The organism is Pseudoruegeria sp. SHC-113, assembly GCF_025376885.1.
Taxonomy (GTDB): Bacteria; Pseudomonadota; Alphaproteobacteria; order Rhodobacterales; family Rhodobacteraceae; genus Pseudoruegeria.
The window spans coordinates 289,365-303,681 of record NZ_JAHUBR010000001.1 but is presented as its reverse complement, the minus strand read 5'-3'; the positions used below and the strand labels follow the sequence as shown (position 1 = coordinate 303,681).

16 protein-coding genes and 1 riboswitch are annotated in these 14,317 nt (G+C 64.0%); of the genes, 13 read left to right on the top strand and 3 right to left on the bottom strand.

The genetic code is table 11. The annotated features are described in order from the left end of the window. The 3 genes from mtaB to KVX96_RS01460 are packed head-to-tail and all read left to right on the top strand — an operon-like array spanning window position 1 to window position 2,469. Window positions 1-1,269, top strand: coding sequence for a tRNA (N(6)-L-threonylcarbamoyladenosine(37)-C(2))-methylthiotransferase MtaB (mtaB, locus tag KVX96_RS01470; protein ID WP_261192331.1), 1,269 nt, complete (start codon window positions 1-3; stop codon window positions 1,267-1,269). Between the two features lies 1 nt (window position 1,270). Further along, a complete protein-coding gene (locus KVX96_RS01465) occupies window positions 1,271-1,840 on the top strand; it encodes a chloramphenicol phosphotransferase CPT family protein (protein WP_261192328.1) in 570 nt (189 codons plus the stop codon). After that, a complete protein-coding gene (locus KVX96_RS01460; RefSeq protein ID WP_261192326.1) occupies window positions 1,837-2,469 on the top strand; it encodes a glutathione S-transferase in 633 nt (210 codons plus the stop codon). Before KVX96_RS01465 ends, KVX96_RS01460 begins: the two co-directional genes overlap by 4 nt. 78 nt (window positions 2,470-2,547) lie before the next feature. Here the strand turns inward: KVX96_RS01460 and KVX96_RS01455 are convergent, their stop codons facing one another. After that, entirely contained in the window at window positions 2,548-2,988 is a 441-nt protein-coding gene (locus tag KVX96_RS01455) for a 6,7-dimethyl-8-ribityllumazine synthase (protein WP_261192325.1), read from the bottom strand. Window positions 2,989-3,071: 83 nt separating this feature from the next. Then, a riboswitch (FMN riboswitch) is annotated at window positions 3,072-3,216 on the bottom strand. 66 nt (window positions 3,217-3,282) lie between these two features. Here KVX96_RS01455 and KVX96_RS01450 point away from each other — a divergent pair. After that, window positions 3,283-3,906 carry an FMN-binding negative transcriptional regulator gene (locus KVX96_RS01450; protein ID WP_261192323.1) on the top strand — a complete coding sequence of 208 codons (624 nt, stop codon included), beginning with the start codon at window positions 3,283-3,285 and terminating at the stop codon, window positions 3,904-3,906. A 29-nt stretch (window positions 3,907-3,935) separates the two neighbouring features. On the opposite strand, the gene KVX96_RS01445 is transcribed toward KVX96_RS01450, so the two are convergent. Further along, window positions 3,936-5,462 carry an amidase family protein gene (locus KVX96_RS01445; protein WP_261192321.1) on the bottom strand — a complete coding sequence of 509 codons (1,527 nt, stop codon included), beginning with the start codon at window positions 5,460-5,462 and terminating at the stop codon, window positions 3,936-3,938. Window positions 5,463-5,663: 201 nt separating this feature from the next. Here KVX96_RS01445 and KVX96_RS01440 point away from each other — a divergent pair, with 201 nt between their 5' ends. From KVX96_RS01440 to KVX96_RS01405, 8 genes are all read left to right on the top strand, one after another. Beyond that, window positions 5,664-5,942, top strand: coding sequence for a hypothetical protein (locus KVX96_RS01440; protein ID WP_261192320.1), 279 nt, complete (start codon window positions 5,664-5,666; stop codon window positions 5,940-5,942). Window positions 5,943-5,971: 29 nt separating this feature from the next. Then, the gene (locus KVX96_RS01435; RefSeq protein ID WP_261192319.1) at window positions 5,972-6,577 is read left to right on the top strand and encodes a glutathione S-transferase; all 606 of its coding nucleotides are present in this window, start codon (window positions 5,972-5,974) and stop codon (window positions 6,575-6,577) included. 130 nt (window positions 6,578-6,707) lie between these two features. Next, complete coding sequence (locus KVX96_RS01430; RefSeq protein WP_261192318.1) at window positions 6,708-6,860, top strand: hypothetical protein; 153 nt, start codon at window positions 6,708-6,710, stop codon at window positions 6,858-6,860. 42 nt (window positions 6,861-6,902) lie between these two features. Further along, the gene (gene petA, locus KVX96_RS01425) at window positions 6,903-7,463 is read left to right on the top strand and encodes a ubiquinol-cytochrome c reductase iron-sulfur subunit (RefSeq protein WP_261192317.1); all 561 of its coding nucleotides are present in this window, start codon (window positions 6,903-6,905) and stop codon (window positions 7,461-7,463) included. Between the two features lie 15 nt (window positions 7,464-7,478). Beyond that, window positions 7,479-8,807, top strand: a complete 1,329-nt coding sequence (petB, locus tag KVX96_RS01420) for a cytochrome b (protein ID WP_261192316.1) — start codon at window positions 7,479-7,481, stop codon at window positions 8,805-8,807. Window positions 8,808-8,827: 20 nt separating this feature from the next. Continuing rightward, entirely contained in the window at window positions 8,828-9,622 is a 795-nt protein-coding gene (locus tag KVX96_RS01415; RefSeq protein WP_261192315.1) for a cytochrome c1, read from the top strand. 131 nt (window positions 9,623-9,753) lie between these two features. Further along, window positions 9,754-10,866: a chorismate synthase gene (aroC, locus tag KVX96_RS01410; RefSeq protein ID WP_261192314.1), complete on the top strand. Its 1,113-nt coding sequence runs from the start codon at window positions 9,754-9,756 to the stop codon at window positions 10,864-10,866. Beyond that, entirely contained in the window at window positions 10,850-11,530 is a 681-nt protein-coding gene (locus tag KVX96_RS01405; protein ID WP_261192313.1) for an HD domain-containing protein, read from the top strand. Before aroC ends, KVX96_RS01405 begins: the two co-directional genes overlap by 17 nt. 109 nt (window positions 11,531-11,639) lie before the next feature. Here KVX96_RS01405 and KVX96_RS01400 read toward each other — a convergent pair whose 3' ends face one another. Next, window positions 11,640-12,389: a class II aldolase and adducin N-terminal domain-containing protein gene (locus tag KVX96_RS01400; RefSeq protein WP_261192309.1), complete on the bottom strand. Its 750-nt coding sequence runs from the start codon at window positions 12,387-12,389 to the stop codon at window positions 11,640-11,642. 117 nt (window positions 12,390-12,506) lie between these two features. Here KVX96_RS01400 and ade point away from each other — a divergent pair, with 117 nt between their 5' ends. Further along, complete coding sequence (ade, locus tag KVX96_RS01395) at window positions 12,507-14,315, top strand: adenine deaminase (RefSeq protein WP_261192306.1); 1,809 nt, start codon at window positions 12,507-12,509, stop codon at window positions 14,313-14,315. Window positions 14,316-14,317 lie beyond the last annotated feature (2 nt).

Sequence of the window (14,317 nt, the reverse complement as noted above, 5' to 3'; positions counted from 1 at the left end):
ATGGCCGCCAAGCCCCCTGTCTTCGCGACGCTTGGCTGTCGCCTGAACGCCTATGAAACCGAGGCTATGAAGGCCCTCTCGGCTGAAGCCGGGGTCGAGAACGCCGTGGTGGTGAACACCTGTGCCGTCACAGCGGAAGCCGTGCGCAAGGCGCGGCAGGAAATCCGCAAGCTGCGCCGCGAAAACCCGGACGCCAAGCTCATCGTCACCGGCTGCGCGGCGCAAACAGAGCCAGACACCTTCGCCAGCATGGATGAAGTCGATCTCGTCGTCGGCAACACCGAAAAGATGCAGCCAGCCACCTGGGAAAGCCTGAAAGGACCCGATTTCGTCGGCGAGACGGAGAAGGTGCAGGTGGATGACATCATGAGCGTCACCGAGACCGCCGGGCACCTGATCGACGGCTTCGGCACCCGCTCGCGCGCCTATGTGCAGGTGCAGAACGGCTGTGATCACCGCTGCACCTTCTGCATCATCCCCTACGGAAGGGGCAATTCGCGCTCGGTGCCTGCGGGCGTCGTGGTGGATCAGATCAAGCGGCTGGTGCAGAAGGGCTTCAACGAGGTGGTGCTTACCGGTGTCGATCTCACCAGCTGGGGCGCGGATCTGCCCGCGCAGCCCAAGCTGGGCGATCTAGTGATGCGCATCCTGAAGCTGGTGCCCGATCTGCCGCGCCTGCGCATTTCCTCCATCGACTCGATCGAGGTGGACGAGAACCTCATGCAGGCCATCGCCACCGAGCCGCGCCTGATGCCGCATCTGCACCTCAGCCTGCAGCATGGCGACGATCTGATCCTCAAGCGCATGAAGCGCCGCCATTTGCGCGATGACGCCATCCGCTTCACCGAAGAGGCGCGCGCCTTGCGCCCGGACATGACCTTCGGCGCCGACATCATCGCAGGCTTCCCGACCGAAACCGAAGACCACTTCGCCAATTCGCTGAAACTGGTGACGGAGTGCGACCTGACATGGCTGCACGTCTTCCCCTACTCCAAACGCGAAGGCACCCCGGCGGCGCGAATCCCGCAGCAGGTGAACGGCAAGCTGATCCGCGCCCGCGCCGCGCGTCTGCGTGAGGCGGGCGATGCGCAGGTGCAAAAGCACCTCAGGGCGCAACTCGGTCAAACCCATCAGGTGCTGATGGAAAACCCGCGCATGGGCCGCACCGCTCAGTTCACCGAAGTCAGTTTCGCTTCCGATCAGCCCGAAGGCCAGATCGTGCAGGCCGTGATCACCGGCCTCTCCGGCAGCCAACTCACCGCCGCCTGACATGGCGAGGGTGCTGATCCTTCACGGAGCGTCCAGCAGCGGGAAATCGACCCTGATACAGGCCATTCGCGCCCAATCCCCGGTGCCGCTGCTCCATCTGTCCTTCGATCACCTGCGCGACAGCCACGCCCTCGATCTTGCGGCCTTCACGTCCAAGGGCGCGGACTGGCAAAGCCACCGCAGCAAGATCTTTTCCGGCCTGCACCGCGCCGTGGCGGGCTTTGCTGAAGCTGGCAATGATCTGATCTTGGAACACATCCTCGACTCCCCTGGATGGCACAACGAGTTGCAAAAGCTGCTCGCCGATCACGCCATCTTTTTCGTCTGCCTTCACACGTCCCTGCCTCAGCTCGAAGCCCGTGAAGCCGCAAGGGGGAACCGAGCCGCCGGCTCCGCCAAGGCCGATGCCGCACATATCCACGGTGGCCTCACCTATGATCTGGAGCTGTCTGGCGAAGATGCCCCTGACATCAATGCCCGCAAGCTCTTACGCCACTGGGCCACTCACACCAGCCCCTCGGCTTTCTTTACAGGGCGGGCGAATGGGCAAACAAACGGCCAAACCAGATGACGAACCTCCCGATCCTCTACTCCTTCCGCCGCTGCCCCTACGCCATGCGCGCCCGCCTCGCGCTGCAAAGCGCGCAGCTGAAGGTCGAGCTGCGCGAAATCCTCCTGCGCGACAAAGCCCCCGCTTTCCTCGCCGCCTCGCCCAAGGGAACCGTGCCTGTTCTTGTCACAAAGGGCGAAGTGATCGAGGAAAGCCTAGACATCATGCTCTACGCCCTGCGCCAGAACGATCCCGAAGGCTGGCTGCACCGCGAAAACGAAGCGCTGGCCCTGATCGCGGAATGCGATGGCCCCTTCAAACAGGCCCTCGACCGCTACAAATACGCCAGCCGCATTCCGGATTCGGATCCCGAAGCGGAACGCCAAAAAGCGGCTCTGTTCTTGCGGAAACTGGACGACATGCTCCGCCACTCCCCATGGCTCCTCGCGGATCGGCCCACATTGGCCGACATGGCCACGCTCACCTTCCTGCGCCAATTCGCCATGGTCGATCGCCTCTGGTTTGATGCGCAGCCCTGGCCCCATCTGCACCGCTGGCTGGATAGCTTCCTGGCGTCCGATCGCCTCGCCGCCATCATGCGAAAATACTCGACATGGCAAGCGGACGATCCCCTCACCATTTTTCCTTGATTACTTTGTTCCGAAAATATCCCCGCCGGAGACGTAAAAGTCAGCGCGCCACCTGCCGTCAGGCAGCGCGCAATCCCTTCAAGCCGCTAGCGCGGCCCGGGTGTTGCCGATCATCAACGCCGCGCGAGCCGCTTCCCGGCCCTTTTCCACGAAATGGGCGCGGTAGATCGCGGTGTGATGCTCGGTTTCCTGAAAATGGTGCGGCGTGAGCGAGACAGAGAGCACTGGCACGCCTGTATCCATGCCAGCGCGCATCAACCCGTCCACTACGGCCTGCGCCACGAAATCGTGGCGGTAGATGCCGCCATCCACCACGAAAGCCGCCGCCGCAACAGCGGCATACCGTCCGGAGCCGGCCAGATCGCGGGCCAGCAGCGGCATTTCAAACGCGCCGGGCACGTCGAACACATCCACCTGCGCCGCCGGGATCAGCTCGCAGAACCCCTCAAGGGCGCGGTCCACGATGTCGGCATGCCAGTTGGCCTTGATGAAAGCGTAACGGGGCTGTGTCATGATCATCTCCTTTTCCTCACAGACACGGGCCCAAGGCGTGATCCCGCGAAAAGGAAAAGGCGCGCGAAACCGCTCGCGCGGCGCCCCTTTCACGTTCTCTCTCATCCGGACTGTCACCGTCGGCCCCGGAATTGCACCGGGTCTGCTGACCCCCGGCAATCGCCGGGGCGCTCGCGGGCTTTGGCCGAAGCCATCACCGCCGGTGGGGAATTTCACCCCGCCCTGAGAACGCCCCTGCTTTACGCGCCTCTTTCGCGGGCTTCAAGCCACGGCTAAGACGGGGGAGAAGAGGAAACCGACATGCACCCCAATCCCGCATTCCGCCAGACACCCGAGGCCCGCAGCATCGCCTTTGCCCGCAGCCGTGGCTTCGGCATGCTCTGCCTGAACGGCGATGCGGCTCCGCTGATCTCCCATGTCCCCTTCGTGCTGGCGGAAACCGGCACCGAGGCCCGCCTGCATCTGGTGCGCTCCAACCTGATCGCCGGCGTCGTCGAAGCGCCCACCTCCGCCGTGATCGCCGTGACCGGCCCTGATAGCTATATCTCACCCGACTGGTACGGCGACCCGGCGCAGGTGCCGACGTGGAACTACGTCGCCGTGCACCTGCGCGGGCAAATCGAACCCCTGCCGCAAGAGGCCCTGCGCGCCGATCTGGACCTTCTGTCGGCTCATTTCGAATCGCGCCTTGCCCCGAAACCGGAATGGACGGCTGAAAAGATGCCCCCCGAAGCATTGGATCGCATGATGCGCATGATCCGCCCCTTCCGCTTCTCCCTGACGCAGATCGACGGCACCTGGAAGCTGAACCAGAACAAGCCAGACGCTTTGAGGCTTGCCGCGGCGGAGGCCGTCGCCCGCTCGGGCCAGGGTGTCGAAATCGAACAGCTCGCTCAGCTGATGGCAGCGATCCCATCAAGTTGAGACATGCCCGCGTTGCGCAGAAATTGAAGTCAGAGCGCAGCGAGCGAATGCGGTGCCCAGAGATCCCACCAGGGCTGGGCCTGTTCGATTTCATATGCGAGCGCCAGCAGGGCGTCCTCCCGGCCCGCCGGGGCCACGAAATGGGCCCCGATGGGCAAGCCATGGGCGCTTGAGCCGGCCGGGACGGACATGGCAGGCAATCCAATGGAGTTCTGCACGGCTGTGTAGGAAGCGTGTCGCGACACACGGTGAAACATCTCACCGAAGGATTCGCTTGGGTCGAACAACGTACCGATCCTGGGCGCTGGCCCCGCCGCGACAGGCGAAAGGAACAGGTCCATACCCGAGAGCCAGTCAGCATACTCCGCGCCGAGCCGCTGAAAATAAGCATTCGCAGCGGCAACATCCTCTGCGCTGAATCCACGGGCGTGCTCGGCCCAGTCCAGAACAAAGCGGTCCAGCAGCCCCGTCTCCCGCGGGGGACGTCCGGCCTTGGCTGCGGCGGCATCGGCGAGCGAGACCATTCGGAAGCCAAAGATCTGATTGAACCGGGTCTCGAATTCCTCATCCACCGGGTTTGTGACTTCGATCACGGTGTGGCCAAGTTCGGCGCACAGGGCCGCCATCTCTTCAATGGCCGTCTGCACGTCCGCGTCCGGCAACGCGCCATAGTAGTTCCGCAGATCCACGCCGATTGTCATCCGGCGTCTATCCGGCCCCTCCACGAAAGGCAGTGGCGGGTGCGGCGCGTCGGGCGCACGATTTTGGCTCACAGCGAAAAGCATGGCGCTGTCGCGGACCGAACGGCTCACGCAGTTGTCGGAGGCGTAGCTTGTCTGATCGCTCGACCCCCAGACCATGCGGCGACGGCTCGGCTTCAGCCCGAACAGGCCGCAATGTGCGGCGGGGATACGGATCGATCCTCCGCCGTCGCTGGCATGCGCAACAGGCACGATCCCCGCCGCAACGGCTGCCGCAGACCCACCACTGGATCCGCCCGAAGAATGCAACGGGTTCCATGGGTTGAGGGTTGCGCCCAGCAGTTGTCCTTCCGTTGTCGGCAAGGCGCCCACTTCAGGCATATTCGTCTTGCCGATCAGGTTCAGCCCCGCTGCTTCCTGTATCAGCGTAAGTGGCGCAGAGCGCGCAGCAAGCGAATCCGCGAAGACGCGCGACCCATGCGTCGTATACTGGCCAGCCACATCCAGATTGTCTTTCACGAGGAACGGCACACCGGCGAAGGGCCCCTGCGGGCGCATGACCGCAGCTTTTTCCAAGGCCTGTTCATACATCGGCGTTGTGATCGCATTGAGCGCTCCGTCAAGCGCCAGTGCGGTTTCGACAGACGCTTGCGCGAGTTCCAGCGGCGTTACCTCGCCGGACTTGACGAGCGCGGCCAGGCCGAGGGCATCCGTTGAGCGTATCAGGCCAGCGATATCAGCATTCGCGGCGAAAACGGGCCACCCAGTGGCCGTCAGAACACCGCTCGCGGCGGCCGAAGCAAGAAGGTCTCTACGTGAAATCATTGTGGTGCCTTTCCCGGAGGTCTCGTCCAAAACTATGTGGGTCAGCCGAACCGACGGCACAACCCGATCAGACACATGCCAGCCATGCGTATGGTTCGTGCCGAAGGGTCAGTCCGATCAAGGCGTATGTCCTGTGCCGAACCTGCCGTTTTGCGTCATGCGATCAGGAACCCACTGGCAGGTTCGCACTTCTCACCTTACATTGGGCCCAACTAAGGGAGGTTTTTCACCATGGCCCTGCCCATTGCCCCGATTGCCGGCCTCGCCCTGCGCTATGGCGCCGTGGCGCTGGCCACTTATGCCGTCGCCCGCGCGGTGCAGCCCGGTCACCGGGATCAGCGCGGCGAAGACGCTCTGGACGACGTGCCCGAAGGTGTCACCTACCGCAGCGATCCCGAGCAGGTGAACGGGACCGCCCGCTTCCGCCGCGTGATCCGCCTTGGCGCAACCGGCCCCGGTGTCGAGATCGACGCCACCGGGCTTGGCCGCATCAAGTTCCGCAAAGCCTAGCCGCACCTCTCACATCGGATTCCCTCGAAATGCGTCTCTATTTCAGCCAAACCTCGCCCTATGTGCGCAAAGTGATGGTGCTCCTGCACGAAACCGAGCAACTGGAGGCGGTGGAGCTTGTCCCCGCCAGCGGCACGCCGCTTGCCCCCGCCGAAGGGCTGGGCGCGGCCAATCCGCTTACCAAGGTGCCCGCGCTCGAGCGCCCCGACGGGCCGACGCTCTATGACAGCCGGGTCATCACCCAGTTCCTGAACGCCCGCGCCGGCGCTACGCTCTACCCTCAAGCGCGCTATTTCGACGTGCTGACACTGGAAGCCACCGGCGACGGAATCACCGACGCCGCGCTTCTGATGGTCTATGAAACCCGCCTGCGCCGGGAAGAGATCCGCTTTCCGGAATGGGTCGAGGGCCAATGGTCCAAGATCGAACGCGCGCTCGATGTGCTGAACACGCGCTGGATGAGCCACCTGAACGGTCCGCTTGATGCCGGTCAGATCTCGGTGGCCTGCGCGCTTGGGTATCTTGATTTCCGCCACGATGCCCGCAATTGGCGGCAAGGGCGAGATGCGCTTGCGGCCTGGTTCGAGGCCTTTTCCAATCGCGCCAGCATGGTCCAGACCCGGCCCGACGCCTGAAATTCGCCCAGTGGCCGCCCGGTGGCCGCCCCGCTGCCGCGCGACCGATTCACAGCCTGTAAGCCCCTTCTCCTTACCTCGGTACCGCCGCGCGCGTCGTGACGCAGCTGCGGTTGCCGCAGATTGCGGCATGCGCGACGATCCGCGCAGCTTCCGGGCAATCCAAATACGCTACTTGAAACTTGCTGCGGCAATGACGCTGCGCCCGATTGTCCGCTGGACGTGGGGCTTTGGGGCGGCTAAACACCCGCCCAAGTCGGCCTCTTTACTGGGGTTGCTTTGACGTATTTGGCCCGAATCGCGGTCATGGAATGGAGAAACACACGTGTCCCACGCAGAAGATCACGCAGGCACCCGCCGGGATTTCCTGTACTATGCGACCGCTGGCGCAGGTGCGGTTGTCGCCGGTGCCGCCGTCTGGCCGCTGGTCAACCAGATGAACCCCTCCGCGGACGTGCAGGCCCTCGCCTCGATCCGTGTCGATGTGTCCGGCGTTGAGGTCGGCACCCAGCTCACCGTGATGTTCCAGGGCAAGCCCGTGTTCATCCGCCGCCGTACCGAGGAAGAAATCGCCGAGGCACGCGCCGTTGATCTGGGCGATCTGCTTGACACCGACGACCGCAACGCCAACCACCCCGGCCTTGAGGCCACCGACGAGAACCGCGCGGTGGACGAAGCCGGCGAATGGCTGGTGATGCTCGGCCTCTGCACCCACCTCGGCTGTGTGCCGCTGGGCGATGGCGCAGGCGAGTTCAACGGCTGGTTCTGCCCCTGCCACGGGTCGCACTACGACACTGCCGGCCGGATCCGCAAAGGGCCCGCGCCGCAGAACCTTCACATTCCGCCCGTCGCCTTTGTCGACGAAACGACGATCCAGCTGGGCTAAGGGAGGCTTACTTACATGGCCGGTATTCCGCACGATCACTACGAGCCCAAGACGAAGGGCGAAAAGTGGCTTCACTCCCGCCTGAACGTGGTGGGCCTTCTCTATGACACCCTGATGATCCCCACGCCCAAGAACCTGAACTGGATGTGGATCTGGGGCATCGTTCTTGTGTTCTGCCTTGTGCTGCAGATCGCCACAGGCGTTGTGCTGGTGATGCACTACACGCCGCATGTCGACATGGCCTTCGCCTCGATCGAACACATCATGCGCAACGTGAACGGCGGGCACATGATCCGCTACATGCACATGAACGGCGCATCGCTGTTCTTCGTGGCCGTTTACGCCCACATCTTCCGTGGCCTCTACTACGGTTCCTACAAGGCGCCGCGCGAGGTGACATGGATCATCGGTATGCTGATCTACCTGCTGATGATGGGCACCGCCTTCATGGGCTACGTGCTGCCCTGGGGCCAGATGTCCTTCCACGGCACCGCCGTGATCACGGGCCTATTCGGCGCGATCCCGGGCATCGGTGAAGCCATCCAGACGTGGCTCCTTGGCGCAACCGCCGTTGGCCAGCCCGCCCTGAACCGCTTCTTCTCGCTGCACTACCTGCTGCCCTTCGTGATTGCCGGCCTCGTGATCGTCCACGTCTGGGCGTTCCACTCCACCGGCAACAACAACCCGACGGGTGTGGAAGTGCGCCGCGGCTCCAAAGCCGAGGCCGAGAAAGACACGCTGCCCTTCTGGCCCTACTTCGTGATCAAGGACGTCTTCGCGCTGGCCGTGATCCTGGTTGTCTTCTTCGCCATCGTCGGCTTCATGCCGAACTACCTTGGCCACCCGGACAACTACATCGAGGCCAACCCGCTGGCGACGCCCGCACACATCGTGCCCGAATGGTACTTCCTGCCGTTCTACGCGATCCTGCGCGCCTTCACCGCGGATGTGTGGGTCGTGCAACTGGTGAGCTTCATCACCGGCGGCATCATCGACGCGAAGTTCTTCGGCGTGCTCGCCATGTTCGGCGCCATCGCCGTCATGGCTCTGGCCCCGTGGCTGGACACCTCCAGCGTGCGCTCCGGCCGCTACCGCCCGATGTTCAAATGGTGGTTCGCCATCCTGTGCGTGGACTTCATGGTCCTGATGTGGGTGGGCGCGCGCCCGGCCGAGTTCCCCTATGACTGGATCTCGCTGATCGCTTCCGCCTACTGGTTCGCCTACTTCCTGGTGATCCTGCCGCTTCTGGGCGTGCTGGAGAAACCGGAAACCCCGCCGGCCACCATCGAAGACGACTTCAAAGCCCACTACGGCAAATCGTCCGACGCGACGCCGGCCGAGTGAGAAAGAGGATCAAGAGTACCATGATCAAGAAATTCGCACTCACGGCGCTCGCTGCGCTGGCCCTGACCACCGGTGGCGCCTATGCCGCCGGCGGCGGTGACCAACACATCGAGGATTTCGCCTTCTCCTTCGAAGGGCCGCTTGGCACCTTCGATCAGAACCAGCTGCAGCGCGGCCTGAAGGTCTACACCGAAGTCTGCGCGGCCTGCCACGGGCTGAAGTACCTCACCTTCCGCAACCTCGGCGACGAGGGCGGCCCGGCCTACACCGACGATCAGGTGCGCGCCTATGCCTCCGGTTTCGAAGTCTTCGATGCCGAGCTGGACGACACCCGCGCCGCCACGCCGGCCGATCACTTCCCCGGTTCGAACCTCGAGAACGCACCGGACCTGACCCTGATGGCGAAAGCCCGCGCCGGTTTCCACGGCCCGGCTGGCCTCGGGATCAACCAGATCATCAAGGGCATGGGTGGCCCGGAATACATCGCCTCGCTCCTGACCGGCTACACCGGCAAGGAGAAAGAGGAAGCTGGCACCACGTTCTACGAGAACACCGCCTTCCCGGGCGGCTGGATCGCCATGGCCCCGCCGCTCAGCGATGAGCTGGTGGAGTTCGACGACGGCCACCCGAACACGCTGCATCACATGTCTGAAGATGTGGCCGCCTTCCTGATGTGGACGGCCGAGCCGAAGATGATGGCCCGCAAGCAGGCCGGTTTCACCGGTGTGCTCTTCCTCACCATCTTCGCCTGCCTGATGTATCTCACCAACAAGCGCCTCTGGGCGCCGGTGAAGAAGAAGGTGAAAGAGGCCTGATCAGCCCCTTGCAGACCGCTTTCAAAACGCGCCCTCCGGGGCGCGTTTTCATTTTCTGAAGCCCGCTTGCGCCACTGGCCTTGAGGCCCCGCGCCCCAGCGGCTAGAGCAAGAGGCAAAGGAGCCTTTGCCATGTCGATGAATGCCTTCGGACATCTCTTCCGCGTCACAACCTGGGGCGAAAGCCACGGCCCGGCGCTTGGCGCCACGGTGGACGGCTGCCCGCCGGGCATCGCCATCGATGAGGCACAGCTCCAGCATTGGCTCGACAAGCGCAAGCCGGGGCAGAACAAGTTCACCACCCAGCGGCGTGAACCGGATGCGGTGAAGATCCTTTCGGGCGTATTCGAGGGCCAAACGACCGGCACGCCGGTGCAGCTGATGATCGAGAATACCGATCAACGCAGCAAGGATTACGGCGACATCGTCGAGAAATTCCGCCCGGGCCATGCCGACATCACCTACTGGCAGAAATATGGCATCCGCGATTATCGCGGCGGCGGGCGCTCCTCGGCCCGCGAAACCGCCGCCCGCGTTGCCGCCGGCGGGCTGGCCCGCGCCGCGCTGGCGAGCCTCGCGCCGAAGGTGCAGATCACCGGCTACATGACGCAGGTCGGCCCCCACCGCATCGATCGCGCCAATTTCGACTGGGATCAGATCGAACAGAACCCCTTCTGGACACCGGACGCCAAAGCCGCTGCCGACTGGGCTGACTATCTGGACGGGCTGCGCAAGGAGGGCAACTCCGTAGGTGCGGTGATCGAAGTCGTCGCGCGTGGCGTGCCCGCCGGGATCGGCGCGCCGGTCTATGGCAAGCTCGATACCGATCTGGCGGCGGCGATGATGTCCATCAATGCGGTGAAAGCGGTGGAAATCGGCGACGGCATGGCCGCAGCCGCGCTCACTGGCGTCGAGAACGCCGATGAGATCTCCCTGGGCCCCGATGGGCCGGAATACAGCTCCAACCACGCAGGCGGCATTCTGGGCGGCATCAGCACTGGTCAGGATGTGGTGGTGCGCTTCGCGGTCAAACCGACCTCCTCGATCCTGACCACCCGCAAGACGATCACCAAATCCGGCGAGGCTGCCGAGATCATCACCAAGGGCCGCCACGACCCCTGCGTCGGCATCCGCGCGGTACCGGTGGCCGAAGCCATGATGGCCTGCGTGATCCTCGATCACATCCTTCTGCACCGCGGCCAGATCGGCGGCGGCGTGGGCGAGACCCGTGGCCGAATCGGCTGAACTTCCGGGCGCGCTGCGCGCCCTCGCCGCGCAGCATATGGCGGCAGACAGCGCCCATGATCTGGCGCATCTGGACCGCGTCTGGATCAACTGCCGGCGCATCGCTGCGGGCGAAGGCAAGGGCGATCTGCGGCTGCTGGCCGCTGGCGCCTACCTCCACGACCTCGTGAACCTGCCGAAATCGAGCCCCGACCGCGCCGGGGCCTCCCGGCTTGCCGCTCAAGCCGCCGCCCCGCTTCTTCCGCCGCTGGGCTATGATGCGGCGGAGATTGAAGCCATAGGCCACATCATCGAAGCCCACAGCTTTTCTGCCCAAATAGAGCCTGAAACCACTGAAGCCGAGATCCTGCGCGACGCCGACAGGCTGGATGCGCTTGGGGCCATCGGCATCGCCCGCAACTTCGCCGTCGCCGGCCAGACCGGGCAAGCGCTCTATCACCCGGAGGACCCCTTCGCCACCGCGCGCGCTCTGGATGACAGCCGCCATGCGCTCGACCATTGGCGCCTGAAACTTCTGAGCCTAGCAGACGGGCTGCGCACCGAGACCGCCCGCCAGATCGCCGCGGAGAGGGTGCGCCTGATGCAATGTTTCCTCGACCAACTCGCCGAAGACATCGGGCAGGTCTGCCCACCTGACTGGCGCGCTGCCCCCACTTTGTTCTGAAAATATCTCCGCCGGAGGCATGAAAGGTCCGGCTCTGGCGCTTTCGCGCCAGACCGGGGCGGGGGCTCTGCCCCCGCACCCCCGAGGTATTTGAAGCGAGAGGAAAGGGTCAGCTTGCGTAAGCACTGCCCTCTTCATCGAGGATGGCTTTCAGCTCAGCGAAATGCTGCACGTCGAGGCCCGGGAAGGTCTCGATTTCATGGGCCGTTTTCTCCGCAATCTCATCCGGCAGGATGCGCAAGGGGCGGCCCGTTTGCAGGGCGCGGATGTAAGTTTCGGCGGCTCTTTCGAAGTAATAGAGCCTGTTGAACGTCTCCGCGACGGTCTGGCCGATGACCATGACGCCATGGTTGCCCATGATCAGGACGGTTGTTTTCGGATCTGACAGAAGGCCGGCGCAGCGGATGCCTTCCTCCTCGAAAGCGAGCCCGCCGTAATCTTCGTCGATCGCCGTGCGGTTGAAGAACATCGCGCAGTTCTGATCAATCGGCGGCAGGCGGCTGTCGGCGAGGCTGGCCAGCACCGTGGCGAAGATCGAATGCACATGCATCGCGCAGCGGGCGTGGGGGCAGAGGCGGTGCAGCGCGCCATGGAGGCCCCAGGCGGTGGCATCGGGCGCATCGGGTTTGGAGAGGGTTTCAGGGTCATTCGCGTCCAGCAGCAGCAGATCCGAGGCTTTGATCCGGCTGAAGTGGCGCAGGTTCGGGTTCATCAGGAACTGGGTTCCGTCTGGATTGACCGCGAGGCTGAAGTGGTTGGCCACTGCCTCGTGCAGGTTCAACCGGGCCGCCCATTGGAAGGCGGCGGCGAGATCGACCCGTTCGGGCCAGTGATCGATATTGGCGCGGGGCGCGTTCATCTGTTTTCCTCCCTAGGTCATCCTGGCCGGATTATCGCGCCAAAGGAAAAACTGTTGCAATGCCATGGAAGGCTCGTTTCCACTTGCACGCATCTTTGCGATCCTGACAATTGGTCCATGGAACATATGACATTGAAAAGCTGGCCCGATGTTGCGGCCAAACTTGTGGCCGTTGCGGCCGGGCGCGCTCCGGCGGATCTGGTGATCCGCGGCGGGCGCTGGGTGAATGTGCACACCCGTGAGATCCTCGACAATCACGACATCGCCATCGCTGACGGACGCTCTGCCTATTGCGGGCCGGATGCCAGCCATTGCATCGGCGAGGCCACCGAAGTGATCGAGGCGCAGGGGCGCTACATGATCCCGGGCCTGTGCGATGGCCACATGCATATCGAAAGCGGCATGCTCACGCCGGCGGAATTTGCCCGTGCGGTGATCCCCCATGGCACGACGAGCATGTTCACCGATCCCCATGAGATCGCCAATGTGCTGGGGCTGCGCGGCGTGCGGCTGATGCATGACGAGGCGCTGCTGCAGCCGGTGAACATCTTCACGCAGATGCCCTCCTGCGCGCCCTCCGCGCCGGGGCTTGAGACGACAGGCTACGAGATCTCGCCCGAGGATGTGGCCGAGGCGATGACATGGCCCGGCATCATCGGCCTTGGCGAGATGATGAACTTCCCCGGTGTCGTGAACGGCGATGCCAAGATGCTGGCCGAAATCGCCGCCACGCAACGCGCCGGCAAGACTGTGGGTGGCCATTACGCCAGCCCCGATCTTGGCCCTGCCTTCCACGCCTATGCCGCTGGAGGACCGGCGGATGACCATGAGGGCACCTGCGAGGCCGATGCCATTGCCCGCGTGCGGCAGGGGATGCGGTCGATGATGCGTCTGGGCTCGGCTTGGTATGACGTGGAGAGCCAGATCACCGCTGTCACCGAAAAGGGGCTCGATCCGCGCGGGTTCATCCTCTGCACCGATGATTGCCACTCCGGGACGCTTGTGAATGAGGGCCATATGAACCGCGTGGTGCGCCATGCGATTGCCTGCGGCTGCGATCCGCTGATCGCCCTGCAGATGGCGACCATCAACACCGCCACGCATTTTGGCCTTGAGCGGGAAATCGGCTCTATTGCACCGGGACGGCGCGCCGACGTGATCCTGACGAGCGATCTGCGGACGCTACCGATCGAGCATGTGATCGCCCGTGGCGTGACCGTCGCGAAGGACGGCGCGATCACGGTGGACTGTCCGCATCTTGACTGGCCTGCCGACGCACGTGCGACGGTGCATCTGGGCAAGGCGCTTGCGGCAGAGGATTTCGAGATCAAGGCACCGGAGGGCGCGAACCGGGTGACGGCCAAGGTGATCGGCGTCGTCGAGAATCAGGCCCCAACTAAGGCCCTTTCCGCATCGCTCGCCGTCACCGACGGCCTTGTCGAGGGCGACCCGGCGCAGGACGTGTGCCAGATCGCGCTGGTGGAACGGCACCGGGGCACGGGTGGCGTGACGAACGCGTTTGTGTCGGGCTTCGGCTACGAAGGACCGATGGCCATGGCCTCCACCGTCGCCCATGACAGCCACCATATGATCGTTGTCGGCACCAGCCGCGAAGATATGGCGCTCGCGGCCAACAGGCTGGGCGAGGTGGGCGGCGGCATCACCATCTTCCGGGACGGCAAGGAACTGGCACTCGTGGAACTGCCTGTCGCCGGGTTGATGAGCGACAGCCCCGCCACCGAGGTGGCCGCCAAAGCGCAGGCGATGGTCGAGGCCATGGCCGCCTGTGGATGCCGGCTCAACAATGCCTATATGCAGCATTCCCTGCTGGCGCTCGTCGTCATCCCGGAGCTTCGGATTTCTGACCTCGGCCTCGTGGACGTGCGCACATTCGAGCTGACCCCGCTGTTTGAACAAGAAGGATAAGA

Coding starts and splice junctions, on each gene's coding strand:
- KVX96_RS01440 (WP_261192320.1), top strand. CDS start 5,664: ATGGCCCTGCCCATTGCCCCGATTGCCGGCCTCGCCCTGCGCTATGGC.
- KVX96_RS01450 (WP_261192323.1), top strand. CDS start 3,283: ATGCACCCCAATCCCGCATTCCGCCAGACACCCGAGGCCCGCAGCATC.
- KVX96_RS01430 (WP_261192318.1), top strand. CDS start 6,708: ATGCGCGACGATCCGCGCAGCTTCCGGGCAATCCAAATACGCTACTTG.
- KVX96_RS01455 (WP_261192325.1), bottom strand. CDS start 2,988: ATGATCATGACACAGCCCCGTTACGCTTTCATCAAGGCCAACTGGCAT.
- KVX96_RS01460 (WP_261192326.1), top strand. CDS start 1,837: ATGACGAACCTCCCGATCCTCTACTCCTTCCGCCGCTGCCCCTACGCC.
- KVX96_RS01435 (WP_261192319.1), top strand. CDS start 5,972: ATGCGTCTCTATTTCAGCCAAACCTCGCCCTATGTGCGCAAAGTGATG.
- KVX96_RS01465 (WP_261192328.1), top strand. CDS start 1,271: ATGGCGAGGGTGCTGATCCTTCACGGAGCGTCCAGCAGCGGGAAATCG.
- KVX96_RS01415 (WP_261192315.1), top strand. CDS start 8,828: ATGATCAAGAAATTCGCACTCACGGCGCTCGCTGCGCTGGCCCTGACC.
- ade (WP_261192306.1), top strand. CDS start 12,507: ATGGAACATATGACATTGAAAAGCTGGCCCGATGTTGCGGCCAAACTT.
- aroC (WP_261192314.1), top strand. CDS start 9,754: ATGTCGATGAATGCCTTCGGACATCTCTTCCGCGTCACAACCTGGGGC.
- mtaB (WP_261192331.1), top strand. CDS start 1: ATGGCCGCCAAGCCCCCTGTCTTCGCGACGCTTGGCTGTCGCCTGAAC.
- petB (WP_261192316.1), top strand. CDS start 7,479: ATGGCCGGTATTCCGCACGATCACTACGAGCCCAAGACGAAGGGCGAA.
- KVX96_RS01400 (WP_261192309.1), bottom strand. CDS start 12,389: ATGAACGCGCCCCGCGCCAATATCGATCACTGGCCCGAACGGGTCGAT.